At 67.6% G+C, this 15,482-nt stretch carries 12 protein-coding genes; 1 reads left to right on the top strand and 11 read right to left on the bottom strand.

Annotation, left to right across the window (positions count from 1 at the left end; all coding sequences use genetic code 11):
• The first annotated feature begins 20 nt into the window (after positions 1–20).
• Positions 21–902 carry an amidohydrolase family protein gene (locus MKK62_RS11895; protein ID WP_240260890.1) on the top strand — a complete coding sequence of 294 codons (882 nt, stop codon included), beginning with the start codon at positions 21–23 and terminating at the stop codon, positions 900–902.
• On the opposite strand, the gene eccE is transcribed toward MKK62_RS11895, so the two are convergent.
• From eccE to eccA, 11 genes are all read right to left on the bottom strand, one after another.
• Positions 903–1,889 (bottom strand): type VII secretion protein EccE, encoded by a 987-nt coding sequence (gene eccE, locus MKK62_RS11890; RefSeq protein WP_240260891.1) that lies wholly within the window; start codon positions 1,887–1,889, stop codon positions 903–905. It lies immediately after the preceding gene.
• Entirely contained in the window at positions 1,886–3,277 is a 1,392-nt protein-coding gene (gene mycP, locus MKK62_RS11885; protein ID WP_240260892.1) for a type VII secretion-associated serine protease mycosin, read from the bottom strand. Before mycP ends, eccE begins: the two co-directional genes overlap by 4 nt.
• On the bottom strand, positions 3,274–4,689 hold the full coding sequence (eccD, locus tag MKK62_RS11880) for a type VII secretion integral membrane protein EccD (RefSeq protein ID WP_240260894.1): 1,416 nt from the start codon (positions 4,687–4,689) through the stop codon (positions 3,274–3,276). The genes mycP and eccD overlap by 4 nt, the downstream gene beginning before the upstream one ends.
• Positions 4,690–4,760: 71 nt before the next feature.
• Positions 4,761–5,630 (bottom strand): ESX secretion-associated protein EspG, encoded by an 870-nt coding sequence (locus MKK62_RS11875; protein ID WP_240260895.1) that lies wholly within the window; start codon positions 5,628–5,630, stop codon positions 4,761–4,763.
• 13 nt (positions 5,631–5,643) lie between these two features.
• Positions 5,644–5,934: a WXG100 family type VII secretion target gene (locus tag MKK62_RS11870; protein ID WP_240258066.1), complete on the bottom strand. Its 291-nt coding sequence runs from the start codon at positions 5,932–5,934 to the stop codon at positions 5,644–5,646.
• Between the two features lie 12 nt (positions 5,935–5,946).
• Positions 5,947–6,240: a type VII secretion system protein EsxG gene (gene esxG, locus MKK62_RS11865; protein ID WP_240260896.1), complete on the bottom strand. Its 294-nt coding sequence runs from the start codon at positions 6,238–6,240 to the stop codon at positions 5,947–5,949.
• Positions 6,241–6,287: 47 nt separating this feature from the next.
• Positions 6,288–7,718: a PPE family protein gene (locus MKK62_RS11860; protein WP_240260897.1), complete on the bottom strand. Its 1,431-nt coding sequence runs from the start codon at positions 7,716–7,718 to the stop codon at positions 6,288–6,290.
• 3 nt (positions 7,719–7,721) lie between these two features.
• Positions 7,722–8,027: a PE family protein gene (locus MKK62_RS11855; RefSeq protein ID WP_240260898.1), complete on the bottom strand. Its 306-nt coding sequence runs from the start codon at positions 8,025–8,027 to the stop codon at positions 7,722–7,724.
• Positions 8,028–8,049: 22 nt separating this feature from the next.
• A complete protein-coding gene (gene eccCa, locus MKK62_RS11850) occupies positions 8,050–11,997 on the bottom strand; it encodes a type VII secretion protein EccCa (RefSeq protein WP_240260899.1) in 3,948 nt (1,315 codons plus the stop codon).
• Entirely contained in the window at positions 11,994–13,550 is a 1,557-nt protein-coding gene (gene eccB, locus MKK62_RS11845; RefSeq protein ID WP_240260900.1) for a type VII secretion protein EccB, read from the bottom strand. Before eccB ends, eccCa begins: the two co-directional genes overlap by 4 nt.
• Positions 13,547–15,388 (bottom strand): type VII secretion AAA-ATPase EccA, encoded by a 1,842-nt coding sequence (eccA, locus tag MKK62_RS11840; protein ID WP_286670896.1) that lies wholly within the window; start codon positions 15,386–15,388, stop codon positions 13,547–13,549. The genes eccB and eccA overlap by 4 nt, the downstream gene beginning before the upstream one ends.
• Positions 15,389–15,482 lie beyond the last annotated feature (94 nt).

The following is a 15,482-nucleotide window of genomic DNA, read 5'->3' as shown; positions in this document are numbered from 1 at the left end:
GGACGAGTCGAGGATGGACGATGACTGAAGACGACGAGATCGCCGAGGTTCGGCAGATCTGGTCGGAGCTGGGCTTGCCCGGCGTGATCGACGTCCACACCCACTTCATGCCGAAGTCGGTGATGGACAAGGTCTGGCGGTATTTCGACTCGGCCGGCCCGCTGGTCGGCCGGCAGTGGCCGATCAACTACCGGACGGCCGAGTCCGAGCGGGTCGAAATGCTGCGCCAGTTCGGGGTGCGCGCCTTCACCTCACTGGTCTACCCGCACAAGCCTCAGATGGCCGCGTGGCTCAACCAGTGGGCCGTGCAGTTCGCCCGCGAGACACCGGATTGCCTTGCTACCGCCACGTTTTACCCCGAGCCGGACGCTGGACACTACGTCGCGGCCGCGATCGACAGCGGAGCACGGATCTTCAAAGCGCACGTCCAGGTCGGCCGGTACGACCCCAACGATCCGTCGCTCGACCCGGTTTGGGGAGCCGTAGAGGACGCCCGGACACCGGTGGTCATTCACTGCGGGTCCGGCCCCACACCCGGCGAATACACCGGTCCTGGGCCGATACAGGCTCTGCTGCAACGCTTTCCGCGGCTGCGACTGATTGTCGCGCATCTGGGAATGCCGGAGTACACCGATTTCTTGGACATCTGCGAGCGGTCGGCCGAGGTGCGGCTCGACACCACGATGGCGTTCACGCCGTTCATCGACGAGCAGATGCCATTCCCGGCGTCGGAGCTCAATCGTCTGCGCGACTTGGGCGACCGCATCCTGTTCGGCAGCGACTTCCCTAACATCCCCTACAGCTACGCCGACGCCCTGCGCTCGCTGATCGAGCTACCCGGCGTCGATGACGCCTGGCTGCGCGGCGTTCTGCATGACAACGCCGCGCAGCTGTTCGGCTAGTCAGGCGATCGGCTGCGGCTGGGCGGTGCTGGTCCAGCGCAGTCGCTCCAAGAGCAGCGACTCGGGCAGCACCACGTGGCCGTCGAGGCGCCGATTCGACAGCGGATCCAATGCGGTCAACGCTTCACGCTGAATGCCGGACTTCGAAATCAGCCCAGGCAGTGGCCCATTCGCGGTCGGCTTAGCGTCGGTGCGGAAGGCGCAGGCGACCGCGAGGGTCTGATCGGCGCCGGAGCCGGACACCTCGGCGGCCGTCCAGACCTCGCGGACCGGGTACGACCAGATGGCGGCGAGCGTATTGGGCAACGCCGTGTCGACCTTGACGCCGTATGCGGCGACGTATGTCGAGCTGCCCTGGCTGACTCCGGCCCAGGTCTCCTTGGCCGGACGGATGAACGGCGAGGGGACGTCGTCGGGATTGACGAGGGCAGCGTTCCAGCCACTTTCGCGCAGATGATCCGCCAGCCGTCGTGCCGCCACCTCGGCGGTCTCATGCAGCGGAATCCGCGGTGAACGGGCCTGCAGCGCGGCGAGATTGTCGGCGGCGGAAAGCGTTACGCCGATCCACGTCTCGCGTTCCCGGGTGCCGACCTCCGAGGTGCTGTCACGGCTGGTGACACGAATGGCGTCGGCCCGTAGGCCGTAGCGGTCCGCATAACCGGCGATCAGTGCCAACGGCAGCGCGTCGGCCTCGCTCAACGGAGGCGTGACCCGGAGCAACGCAGTGGTCCGCACATCGGTCACCGACTCCTCGGCGCGCCGGGCGCCCCGGTTGGGCCGCAGGATGGCCAGTCGGCGGTACAGGATGGTGGTGAGGGGCAGTCCCCGCCAACGCGCCAGCAGCACGACCACCACGACGATCGCAACCCCGAGCACCCAGCGTTCGCGATCCGAGTGCCACGGGTAACCGACGGCGGCAAACGTGGCGGCCAACAGCACCAGCGAGATCCGTCCGGTGGGCGGGGAGATGGTGGGCTGCGCGCTCACAGTGAGGTTTCCTTTCGTCGGCGTGCGGCGATCGCGGCGGCAGCCACGACGGCCAGTGCGAGAGCGGCCGTTCCGCCGAATGCGACGATCCGTGGCCACGGGCTCTTCGGCGCGGGCTCAGGCGGCGCCGCAACGTGTTTCACGGGTGACGTATCGCTGTTCGGGGCGGCGGGAAGCTGCCAGGTCAGCGCGGCCACCGGATCCACGGCACCGGCTCCGACCACGTTCGACGGCGCTCGGGCGCCGTTGTGCGCGGACCCGGTGATCCGCTGGATCACCTGCGTGGAGTTCAACTCCGGGTACTTGCTGCGCACCAAGGCCGCGACACCGGCGACGTATCCGGCGGCGTAGCTGGTGCCCGACAGCGGGACCAGCTGCTGGTGTTCGTTCGGCAGGCCGTTGGCGAGTCCACCGTCGTCGCGATTACTCACCGAGACGATGCCCTCGCCCGGGGCGGCGACACCGACCCACGGACCGGCCATGGTGAACTTGGACGGCTGATCGCCGGGCGTGAGCGAGCCGACCGAGAGCACATAGGGCTGCCACCAGGACGGCACCGATACCGACGTGACGCCGTCCCAGTTGCGTGGATCGTCCGGGTGGCTCAAGTCGGTGAGCGGGTTCGAATCACACGCCGCTCCACTGGTGGCGCCGGCGGCGCCGATGTTGCCGGCCGCGGCCACGATCACCGCGTCTTTATCGACGGCGGCATAGCGAATGGCCGCTCCCAGCGCACCTTGGTCGACGTTGCGATCGGCTGCCACACAGGTGATTCCCGCGACGGTGATGACCCGTGCACCGAGGTCGGCCGCGTGCACGATCGCGCGACCGAGCGCGGTCACGTCCACGATCGCCCGAGACTGGCTCGGGTCGCCGCCCACACCGCGCGGCGCGAATTTCGACGACGTCACCCGCAACGAGACCAGCTTGGCGCCCGGGGCTATTCCGGCAAAGCCGTCGTCACCGGGCTGGCCGGCGATCAGGCCGGCCACCGCGGTACCGCGCCCGTCGCAGTCGGTGAGCCCGTCGGTCGACTCGATGTAGTCACCGCCCGGCTGTACACCGGGTAACCGCGGACCCGGCCGCACACCGGTGTCGAGGACGGCGACCAGTTGGCCGTCACCGCGGGAAAAGTGCCAGGCCGCAGGGGGATCCAGCGTCTGCTGACTCGGCGGCACCGCCTTGAGGTCTGAGCCCGAGATGAGCCCGGTAGCGCTGCACTCCCCGCTCTTCTCCATCGGCGCCACCGGACCGGGAGCGCCGGGAGGCGGCGGTGCACCGGGGTCGACCTGAGGCCGGTCGACCGCCAGCGCAGGCGGGCAGCCCCACAGCGTGGCAACCAAAGCCGCTGCGAGACAACCGATTCGCCGGGTGCGAGCAGAGCTCATCGATTGAGCACCCATTCGAACAACCCGACCAGGTAGGCGAGCACCGGGATCAGCGACGCGTCGATGCCCGACGCGACGAATCCCACCAGGCGGCGCAGCGGCAGCGAGTAGGTCTCCGGCGACCCGACCGCCGGGTTCAGCGCAACCACGACCCAGGTCAACGCCAGGACGGCGAGCACTGCCGCGACCACCAGCGCGGTCAGGTAGTGGGCCGTCGCGGTGTAGAGCACGACCAGTCCGACGGCTACCAGGAACGGCTGAGCCAGCAGCCATGCCTTGCAGGCGGCCGAATCCCACACGCGGGCCCGCAACGCGGCGGCGGCGGAGGCCGCGGCGACCACGTACCAACCCCAGAAGGACAACGTCTCGGGCCGCCATGCGATGGCGAGCGAACCGATCACGCTGAGCAGTACGGCGCCGGCGATGAACCCGTTCTGGTGCGCGTCGCTGATCCGCACCCGACGCGGCAGGTCGGCCAGTACTCGCGAGGAGGGAGCCGACGGCGTCGGGTCACCGGGCGCGGGGATGACGGGCAGCGGGAAGCGTGCCCACAGCGCGGACAGTTGCGGTGCCTCGACGGTCACCAGCAGGGCGACGACGAGAAGCCCGGCGCCCAGCGTCACCAGTGGCAGTTGCCAAAGCGAGCTGGCGCCGGCGGCCAGCAGCACACCCACGCCCAGCACCGTGGTCGCGGTGAAAAAGCCGATCAGACCGTGGTTTTCGCGCCCAGGAAGAATCAAGCTGACCAGTGACCATGCCGCGACACCGGCCGCCGCCAGGGTCACCTGCGGCGGGCCGAAATGACCGGGCACCGCAAGCGCCAACGCTGCGGCGATCGGCACCAGGGCCGCGGCGGACAGCGCCCCGCCGGCCCGCGGTGACCGCAAGAGCAGGCCGGCCACAACGGTGAGCAGCGCGATGGCACCGACGGCGAACACTCCGACCGGAGAGCCGGTCGCCACCCGATGCGCGACACCCAAACCGGTGGCCACCCAAATCAATCCGATCAAGACCGCGATCGCGCCACGCTGGATGTGCGCGGTGCCCCACGGCTTCAACCGGGACGTCGAGAAGATCACGGCAGCATCGGCGATATCCTCGACGATGCCCGGCGCCGCCGGTCCGGCCGGAATCGGCTGCAGCGCAAGCAGGTCGCCGTCGACAACGCCGACGGTTCCCAAGCTGGCGTCCAGGCTGAACGGCGCGCCGCCGATCGGAGCGAGGCTGAGCCGTGCGGGAATGGCCGGTTCGGCACCCCCGGTGGCGGCGTCGTCGGTGACGGCCGGAACGACCAGACGTTCGACCGCCGGCAGGATGTCGCGCAGCGGCAGATCCGCGGGCAGGGCGACCTCGGTCAGCCGGCTGTCGGCGAGGATGGCGACCCGCACGACGGGTATGACAGCGCTGGACATCACCGACTCCTCAGGATTCTGGGGAACATTGTTTCTCTTTCTCTGTGTGAACGACGACTGTTCGGGAAGGGTCAGACAGTTTGCGGGTTGGCGCTGGTGAAGTCTCGGAAGAGCCGGTTGCCCTCGAACCAGTGGCCGCCCGGCAGTTGCCCGGTCAATTGCTCGACGGCAACGGCGACGGCGAACGGCGTTCCGGGGCTGAAGGTGGAGATCCACTCACCGTCGAACGCGCGCGACGGGCTGACCAAGACCCGGCCTTCGGTCGTGTCGACGACGCTCATGCCCACCTCGGTGGTGGTGTGCCGGCCGTCGTAACGACAGCCCGCGACGATCTCGACGTAGCTGCGCGGTCCGGTGAACACCGACTCGACCACGGCGCGCGCCGACTGCGGAATGCCAAGGAAATCAAGGACTTCGACGAGTGGCGCGCCGTTGCGCAGCCGCTCGTCGGCCCGCGCGCCGGCCTGGGCGGGCAGGCTGAATTCGTCGAACCGGGCCGGCGGACGCTGCGCCAGGCCGACACCAAGGATCGGCACCAGCGCCCGTGAGTCGTGAATATCCATCGCGGTGAAGGTGACCAGCTGCGCATTACGCAGTGCCACAACCGTTTTCCCGCCGCGTTGGGCGACGATGCCGCGCAGCAGGTCGTCACTCCCGGACGCGGCGGCGGACCCGACATAGCGCAGGTCCAGCCACCGCTCCGGAAAACACACCACCCGAATCCAATCGGCGACCGCCCGATTGATGGCGCCATCGGCCGACGCCACGCCCATGCGGGCCAGTTCGTCGGTCTGGGTTGCGAGGAACGCACCCCGTTCAGCGGCATCGGTGTATGGCGTGGTGATCGCCAGCACCCAGGGAAACGTTCCCGCTCCCACGGTTTCAGCGATGCACCACGCCTGATCGACGGTCAGCTCGACGGCGTTGGGCTCGATGGTCATCGACGTTGCGGGCCTAGCCGCCCCACTTGGCGCCTTCGGCCGAGTCACGGGCCAGCATCGAGGTCGTGTTGCTCTCGTGCGTGCTGGCCATCGCCCGGTACGACAACACCAATTGCTCCAGCGCCTGATTCCACTGCGCCTGCCACGCCTGGTAGCTCAACCCGGTGTCACCCTGCCACGCCGACTGCAACGCAGCCTGCTCAGCAGAGATGTCGGCACCCAAGCTCTGGATAGTGCCCGCATAACCCGCCATATCCGCCGAATGCGCCAGCATCGCCGGGTAGTTGTACATGATCTGTGACATCACAAGTCCTTTCTAAAAACCCGGGTAGCTGCTCGCCGCAGCGCTGTCGGCGGCCACATACGTACCCGCAGCGTCACCCAGATTCGCCTGAGCGATGTCTAACAGCGAATTCACCTTCGCCGCCGCCGCCACGAACCGGGCATGCGCGGCCTGAAACGCCGCAGCACCGTCACCGGCATGAAACGCCTGCGCCGACAACGCTTCCTGCTCGGCCTGACCGATCGTCGAGCGCATCAAACCCGCCTTCGCACCGAACGCCGACTGCGACGCCACCAACTGCGGAATGTGAGCATCCAACAAACTCATTCGTCAAATCCTTTCGTTACTTGATTACCGTTGCCGTACCTGGACATTCAGCCGTGCTCCCCCTCCAATCCTTCCGATGCCGGCGGCTCCCACGTGCCCGGAACCATCGGCATGCGCGGGCCATCGCCAAAACCGTTACTGCTCAACGTCGCCAGGCCCGTGGCCTCAGCGGAGTTGTCCTTGCCCAGCGTTCCGGCGAACCCGAGAGCGCCCGAACCGTTGCCTGATGCCGCGGCCGTCCCGACGAGTTCCCGCTCGTCGCGCACCCCCCAGTCCGGATCGACGTCGACGTCCATGTCGGCGAACTCGTCGTAGTGGTCGCGTTGCATCGCCCGCCGGCGCCGCCGTGTCCGCGACGCGGCCGGGCTCGCCGCGCTCGCGGCGGCCGCAGCGGCAATCGAACCGGCCGGCGCCTTGGTCTCGTCGCGATCGATCAGCGTCGGCCCTGGACCGTCGTCGGGATCCATTCCGCCGACCATGTACGCAAAAGCGGGCGCGGGCGCCGCCGCGGTCGGGGCTCCGGCCGGCGTACCGACCGTCGAACTCGATCCGGCGGGCGCTGCCGCACCCGTCCCGATCGGCGTCAGCGCCGCGGCGGGCATTCTACTGGGCTGCCCGACCCGAAAACCGGGCCCCGCAACCACATCGGGGGCCGGCTCTGCCGCGGCGGGATTGTTCAGGGTGCTCAGCGCGAGCGCGAGAATGAGCGGAAGGAAGGCCGGCGAGCTGAGCAGCACCGACCAGAACGTGGTGCCGAACGGGATGAAGAATGCCTCGTAGGCGATGAAGAACAATAGCGGGAACCACTGACTGGGATTGGCCAGGATCGCGCTGAGCGTCCCGCTCGGGTCCTGAACCAGTTGCACCAGCTGATTGAAGATGTCGGTCAGGAAGTTGCCCGACGACGGCGGATTCACAGCCGCCGCAAGCGAATTGTTGCTCTTGAGCACCGGCGGCGCCGCAGCGGTGCGCGGAGCTGACGCCAGCGCCGTTCCGGCGATCCCCTGGTAAGTCGCCATCGTGGTGGCGGCCTGAATCCACATCCGGGCGTAGTCGGCCTCGTTGAGCGCGATCGGAATCGTGTTGATGCCGAAGAAGTTGGTGGCCATCAGCACGCCATGGATGACGTGGTTGGTCGCCAGCTCCGGCAGCGTCGGCATCGCGGCCAGCGCAGTCGTGTAAGCGGCCGCGGCCAGCTCATGTTCAGCCGCCGTGCCGGCGCTGTTCGCGCTGGCCTCGGTGAGCCATGCCAGGTAGGGCAAGTGCGCGCTGACGTACTCTTCGGCGCTCGGGCCTTCCCACGCGCCCGCTTGCACCTCGCCCAGCAGTGCGGTGAGATCACTTGCCGCCGAAGAATACTCAGTGCTCAGCGCGGACCAAGCCGCCGCGGCCGCCAGCAGCGACCCGGGGCCCGGACCGCTACTGAGGAGCACTGAGTGCACCTCAGGCGGCGAAGCCATCCACACCGGCGCGGTCATCGGCTACAGGCCGCCGCCGTAGGTCGCTGCCGCGGCGGCGTCACCTGCTGCGTAACTGACTCCGGAATCGGCCACGCCGACACCGGCACGGCCGAGTTCCTCGACGCCTTCGGCGACCACCGCCGCGTGCTCGGAGCCCTGCGCACTGAAGCCGGCCGCGGTTTGCAACGACACCGGATCGGCCGCGGACGGGACGACGGCGGTGATGGCGGGTGCGGCAGCCGCATGCGCGGCCGCCAACCGGGCCGTGATCGCCTCGACGGCGGCGCTGGCCGATGCCAGACCTTCTGGAACAACTCGCAGTGTCACGTCATTCTCCTTCGGTTTGAACTCACCGACCGCGCTCGGCGGCCACACTTTCGTCGACGAGTGGATTGACCAATTGCACGTAGGTCGGGGTGTCGCTGTCGGTCAGCAGAATCGCCCGACCGGCCGGCAGCCGGTCGAAGCGCTGGCCGCGAATCTTGCCGCCGTCCACCGGGTTACCCGACAGCATCAACGTGGTTGCTTGCAGGTCGTTGAAGCGACGCAACAGCGGGCTGGTCATCAGCGCGTGCGCGGCACCGCTGGCGCGCGCAGTGACGATGACGCGCAACCCCAGATCGCCGGCCTGCGCCAACAGCCCGATCAGCGGCGTCCAGGGACGCTGTCCCACATAGGGTCCCGTCATCGCCGGGGTGTCCGGGATCTGGTCGACGTCGTCCATGATCAGGTAGTGGGTGTGACCCTCGAAAGACCAGCCGGTCAGCTGCGACGCGTCCAGGCCGGCCGGCGGGCGCCGCTTCTCGATCAGGCCCGCCAGGCCCAGCATCGCCGGGGTGACCCGGTCGATGTTGGCGGTGTACTCGTTGTCTGGGAAGAGCGGCTCGTCCACGAGATGCAGCCGTCGGTCCAGCACGGTGAACGCGACCCGGTCCGGTGTCGAGTTATCGCGGATGGTGCGAATGATGTGACGCAACAACGTCGTCTTGCCGGTCCTGGTGTCGCCCAGCACCATCAGCAACGGGTTCTGCGCGAAGTCGAGTTGGACTGCGGCCAAGTCTTCTTCGCGTTGACCGATGACGATCCGATCCGAGCCGCCGTACACCGGTTCCAGCGCGGCGGGGTCGAGGTTGGTCGGCAGCAGCCGCACCGGAGGAGCGGTGATCCCCTCGTGCAGCGCGTTGATGGCCGGCACCTGCCGCAGGTCGGGGGCCGCGATCAGGAAGTGCTCGGCGGCCATGGTCAGACCGCGACCCGGCTGGTCGGCAGGCACCGCCTCGGCCGGGCGGTGCAGCGCCCCGACCACCCGGACGTTGCTGTCTCGCGCGTCGTGCAGCTTGAGCTCGAGTCGCATGCCGAGACCGTCACGCATGGCCAGCGGCACCTCGAGCCAGCTCGGCGTCGTGACAACCACGTGGATGCCGTAGGACAGACCGACGTTGACGAGCTCGGTCACCTTGCTCAACAACGGGTTTCGGGTGTTGAACTGATCGGTGTTGTCGCGACTGAACGCGTACAGGTTGTCGATGACCAGGAACACCTGACCCAACCCGTCGTCGGGGCCCTGCTTGTCGCGGAACACTTCCCGCTGCTGACGGGACCGCAGCAGCTGCTCGAGCTCGCCGAAGGTGCGCCGGATGCGTTCAGGTTCCAGCGACGACGCAACACTGCCGACGTGGGCCAGGTCTTCCAGCGCCCGCAGCTGGCCGCCGCCGTAATCCAGGCAAAAGAAACTCACTTCGCGCGGCGAGTGCAGACTGGCGGCCGACAGGATGAAGGTCTGCAGCGCAGTCGATTTACCCGACTTCGCCCCGCCGTGGATCAGCAGGTTGCCAGCCGAGGTCCGGGCGTCGAAGACCAGCGGGTCGCGGCGCATCTGGAACGGCCGGTCGATCTCGCCGAGTGGCCAACGAAGCTCGCCACGCGGCACCGACGCGCGGGCCAGGGCTGCGCTGAGCGGAATCACCTCGTCGAGCGGCGGCAGCCACAGCTCCGGCGCACGAGGACCGAAGCGTGCCAGCTGGTCGCCGATGGTAGCGATCAGCTTGCGCGACGGCGCGATCGGCTCGTCGTGCCCGTTCTTGGCGATGATCGTGGTCTGTTCGGGTTCCACCCGGCCCGCAGTGAACAACTTGGGTTCGGGAACGGAATGCACCACAAGCGTTTTCGGAGTCTGCGGCGGATCGTAGATGCCGTCGACATAGGTGCTGCGGAACTTGATCGGCGCGGCACCGGGCGCGGGAACCAGGAACCCAACACCCTTGTGCTCCTTGCCCGCCTCGATGTGGTAAGCGTCCTCCACACCGATGATCGACCGGGAGACCGCGGGGCTGGCCACTTTCAGACCGATCCGGTACGAGGTGTTCTTGTCGATGTCCTTGATCTTGCCGACGTCCAGCGTCTGCGACGCGAACAAGATGTGGATGCGGAACGAACGTCCCTTGCGCGCAACGTAATCGAACAACTCGGCATATTCGGGGTGGTCGGCCAGCATCAGCGTGAACTCGTCGGCGACCACGAACAACGTCGGGATCGGCACGAGGTCATGCCCGGCGGCGATGGCGTTCTCGTATTCGGTCACCGAGTTGAACGCGCTGCCTTGCACCTTGCGGCCGGCTTCGCGGAGCAACGTCTCCCGTCGCGATACTTCGCCGCGCAGTGTGTCGGCGAACCGGTCGGCCAGCGACTTCTTCTCCGCCATGTTCGAGATGACCGCGACCACCTGGGGGAAATTGCGGAAGATGTCCGCCCCGGCCTCACCCTTGAAGTCGGCGTAGATGACGATCAACCGATCGGCCGAATGAGTCGTCAACAGCGACAACAGGATCGACATCAGGGTCTGTGACTTGCCGGCGCCGGTCATACCGATCATCAAGCCGTGCGGTCCCATGCCACCTTCGGCCTCGTCCTTGAGGTCGAACATCAGCGGCTCGCCAGTCGCGGTCACGCCGATCGGCACCCGCAACTCCTCGTCGCGGGGTCGCGGCGCCCACAACGTCAGGACGTCCAGCTGTGATGCGTCCGGAATTCCCAGCAGCGTCGTGAACGTGGCGCCACGAGTCGCGGTCGACTGCAGGCCGCTGTGCGTCGGGTTGGAGTCCCAGCGGGACAGCCGGCGCGCGATGTGGACGGCGTCGTCGACGCCGAGTTCGTCGGCCTTGTCGATGTAGGCCTGCCAGCCACCGGTCTGCCAGCGCTCGATCGTGCCCTGGGCGATCCGCAGGATCGGCCGCTCGGGATCGGAATACTGCTCCCGGTGTGGCGCTTGGGTTGATCGGTACACCACGGTGACCCCGGCCCGGCCGGCCGCCAACGGCGAGGCAGCGAGGTCGAAATCCGGGTCGTCGACGATGATCAGCAAGTGCCGCAACGCATCTGCCGAACCATTGGCGAATGCCGGCCGATCGGTCAGCGTAGTTCCCAGCAGTGCGGTCAGCTCGTCGGCCTTGGTCGACAAGTAGCGGGCCGGACCCACACCGTCGGACTCGGCAGGGATGTCGACGTGTGGTAGCCACTTCACCCACGACCAGTCCGGCGACTCGATGTCGGGGGTTGCGACCGCGACGCCGAGCACTGTCGGGTCGTGCCACGTCACCGCCTGCGCGACCCAAGCGCGCAGCGCGCCGCGAACTTCGTCGGCGTCGCCGAGCACGGTGATGCGCGACAGTTTGGTCAGATCGATTCCGGTGGGAACGTCGTGGACGGTGCGCTGAGTGTCCAGCAGGCTGCGTAATGCGCTGTGCGACACCGGTTCCAGGTCGACTTCGTCGGCGGTGTCGTTGACTCGCAGCGCGGTGTCCAAGGCGGCCGAGTGCACGCCGGCCCGAACCACCAGGAAGTCGGCGTCCTGCGGGTCACGTTCCCATTGGCGTCGCGAGCCCGGAATGGCGGCGAGGTCGACGGGTTCAGGGTGCGACCATTCGGCAGCGGCGCGTTGCGCAGCCGCCTGCGCCCGGATGTTGTCCCGGACCACCGACAGGTAACGCAGATAATCGGCGCGCTCGGCGTCGACCTCCTCGGTGCGCGACTTGTTGTCACCACGAAAGAACGCGGTGGCGGCCAGCAACAGCACGAACGGGAAGAACAAGGTCTGGGGCGAGATGAGCCGCATCCCGGTGGCGACCATCGCGACGATCATCCCGACGATCAGCAGCACGATCACCACGGGCAACGCGCGGCGCAGCAACGACGGCGGGATCACCCGCGGCAGCTCCGGCGGCGCTTCGATGTTGATGCTGCCCTTGCGGGTCACCGGCGAGGGCAGCCGGCGGCGTGCCTCGAAGATCAAGCGGCTCATCGGTTTTGCCCTTCGGCAGAGGTACGGCCAGGTCGGGAGTCGGGAGCCAGACCGTCGTGCGCCAGCAGAGCGTCGGCGCGGGACAGCGTCGGGCCGGGCGCGTACAACGACAGCACCGACCACGGGATCGGCGTCGCCGGTTGGTTCAGCCCGAGCGCATCGGCGGTTTTCGCGTTCCCGGTCACCCCGGCCTCGTTGTCGATGCCGTAGCGCACACCGGTGTCGGAGATCCAGAACAGCGATCCGGCCGCGGGGGAGGCGGCGCTATGCCCGACGGTCTGGGCGAAATACCCGGTGCCAGGAGCCATTGCGACGCGATTGGCGGTTCCGCCCGCTCCGGCGCCGACCAGATCCTCGGTGTGCACCGAGTCAGGAATCGGCAGCGCCGAACCGGCAAGCAGCGTCAGCGAATTCGTGCTGGCACCTGAGGCCTTACTCCAGTGCGCACAGGTCACCGGGTCGTGGGCGGCGTCGAGCAAACTGACGCGGCGTTCGGGGTAGCGGCTGGTGTCCAGCTGTCGGGACACCGGGAGCTTGGCCACCTTGTCGGCTCCCAGACGCGGCGGCTGGTCCAGCCCGTAGGAGTTGGCATTGCGCAGAATCGCGGCCAGCACCGGCGAGACCTGCTGCAGGCCGTCCGGCAGCACCGCGTAATAGTTGGCCGAATCGCTTCCCAGCTCATGCGATTCGACGACGCCACCGATGGGCGCAGGCACCGGGAACTTGGCCGGGCTACCGGCGTCTGGGATGGCGGGAGCGGCCAGCGGCGGCGACTCCGGGATCGCGTTGAACAGGCCCGCTGCGATCGGGCGGGGCGTGTGTATGTCGGTGCCGAAACCCAACGCACTGGTTACGGCGTGATCGGCGAGGTCGATCCGGCTGCGCCGGCCGTCCCACAGCAGCCAGGCGCCGGACGGATTGCTCACCAACACAGCCTTGCCCGCGTCCACGGTCGCGGCTCGCGCACCGGAACTGTCCGGAACACCGGCAATTACGGTAACGCCGCGGACTTCCGCACCTCCGGTCGCGTCGCAGACCGTCCAGTCGGCGTCTTTTCGGGTGTTCTGCACCATCCGCTCGGGCGCGCCGGGGATGCCGATCAGGTTGCCGAGCGGAAACTTATCCAGCTCAGCGCTTTTCACCATGGTCGGGTTGGCCGGCTTGCCGGCGATCAGCCGGGCCGACGTCAGGTTGAGCACCGGATGCAGTTGGTCACCAACCCGCACGTAGAGCGCGGCGGTCGAACGGTCCGCCAGGATCGCATTGTTGGCCGCCGACCCGTTCGGCCGGATCAGCGAAAAGACGAAGCAGCCGACCAGCGCGGTGACCAGCACGACGACACCCATCAGCACCGCCCGCGTCTGGGTGCGCAGTGGGTCGACCAGCATCCGGGTGTCGTGCAGGGCTACGCCAGAAGCAATGCGGCGCATGACGAATCGCCAGCCGGTCACCTGATGGCGGGTGACGAATCCGCGTCGATAGGCAACTTTGTCCGGGTTGTCGTTCACCGGGGTGCGCGAAGCGAACGAGCGACGGTCGTCCGGGGAGGTCATGCCGGCATCTCCAGCCGGAGGCCCTCGAGCAACGGTGGCACGGTGTTGGCCACGTCGGCGGCGGTGATCGTCATGAGCTCCTCGTCGGTGAATTCACCGGTCTTGGCGTGTTCGGAGTGGTCCAACCTGAATTCCCGCTCCTCTTCCGACTTTTCGACGACGTTACGAACGAATCGACCGTTACCGGCGATGTCGAGCCCGCGACGTTCGACGCCCACCGAGTCGGCCTTCGTCGTGTTGGCCAGGTGCGCGAACAGCGCTTCCAGGTCGACGAGCGCCTGCTGCTCGAACGCGCTGTCGCGTCGGGTGGCCATGAAGTTGGCGATTTCGATCAGCTCGGAAGGCTGATATGACGGGAAGTCGATGGTCCGGGTGAACCGCGACCGCAGACCCTGGTTGGTGTCCAGGAACCGGTCGAGGTCGGCCCGGTAACCGGCGATGATGACGACGAGCCGGTCGCGGTCGTTTTCCATCCGGGCCAGCAGGGTGTCGATCGCCACCAGGCCGAAGTCGTTCTTGGCGCCGGTGGCAACCAGCGCGTAGGCCTCGTCCAGGAACAGCACCCCGTCCAGCGCGCTGTCGATGATCGCGTTGGTCTTGGCCTCGGTCTCACCGATGTGCTGACCGATCAGGTCGGCACGGTGCACCTCTTTGATGTTCTCTTTCTTCAAAAGGCCAAGGCCGCAATAGATTTTGGCGACCACGCGGGCGATCGTGGTCTTACCGGTCCCGGGCGGCCCGGTGAACACCAGGTGATGGGTACGCTGCGCGACTTCCAGGCCGCGCTCCTTGCGGACCAATTCCATCGCCACCGCACTCTTGAGCCGGGCGACCTGGTCCTTGACCTTCTCCAAGCCGATGAACTCGTCGAGCTCGCGTTCGGCCTCCGCCAGCAGAACCGCCTTGCGCTCCTGAGCGCCGGGGTCGACGAAATCGCCGGGCTTGGGTTCGGTGGTGACGTCCCACGGGTCGATGCGCGCGTCGATACGATCCGACGTCGTCGGCACGATCCCGAAGCTGGAGTCGGTCAGCGCCTCTTCGACCTGGGCATTTTCCGGGTTGGCGGCGTACAGGTCCTGCAACACCTCGCGCGCGGTGTCTTCGTCACCGTCGGCCCGCAGGGACAGTGCCCGAGCCAACGCCCCGTCAACCGCCGCAACGGCGATGGGACCCTCCGGCTCGTCGAGGTAGGACAGCGCGGCAGCAAACATACCGAGCCTGGCCAGCGAGATCCCGAGCGCGATCTTCACGGCATGCCCGAAGTGATCGTCGAGGGTGGCGTCATTGACGATCGGTGACAGCAGTTTGACCACGTCCGCCCACCGCTCCGCACGGTAGTGGATCGTCGACATCACCCAGCGCGCTTCGTGCGAGCTCGGCTTGCGCCGGCTGACGTCGGCGACCAACTGATGAGCGGCAGCAAATCGGCCGTCCGCGGCGAGCGCCGCGGCGTAGGCGAGATGGAAGTCGTCGGGCCCGGAGGCGCGGAATTTGAGATACAGCCCGGTGTCGTAGAGGAAACCGAGCGCACCCTCGGCCAGTTCGACCTGACGCTGCAGAACCCCCGCCGTGGAGGCGTTATGCGAAATCGCTTCCAGCACAGCCAAAGACGTATCGCCCGCCGCGGCCAACCCGACCCACGCATCGGCTTGGTCATGGGCGATCCGGACCAATCCGGTAAAGCCGGAGCGCGCCGCGGCAAGGTCGGCGGGACGCCTGCGGTCGTAGATCGTCAGCCCGAGCGCGCGGCAGCAGGTGGCGAACCGACTTACTACGTCGTCGTCCACCCGTGCGGTTACCGGCCGGGTGGCGACACTGCCGGTGTCAGCGATTTCCACGCCTCAGTCCCTTTCGAGGGTAGTGTTGCCTAAGCTAACTTTGGGCGAAGTTAGCATTGCATAAGCTGGGTGTCGAGACGCACCTGCCCACTGG

Origin of the sequence: Mycobacterium paraterrae, from assembly GCF_022430545.2 — a bacterium.
Classification (GTDB): domain Bacteria; phylum Actinomycetota; class Actinomycetes; order Mycobacteriales; family Mycobacteriaceae; genus Mycobacterium; species Mycobacterium paraterrae.
This window is presented reverse-complemented; position numbering and strand designations above follow the sequence as displayed.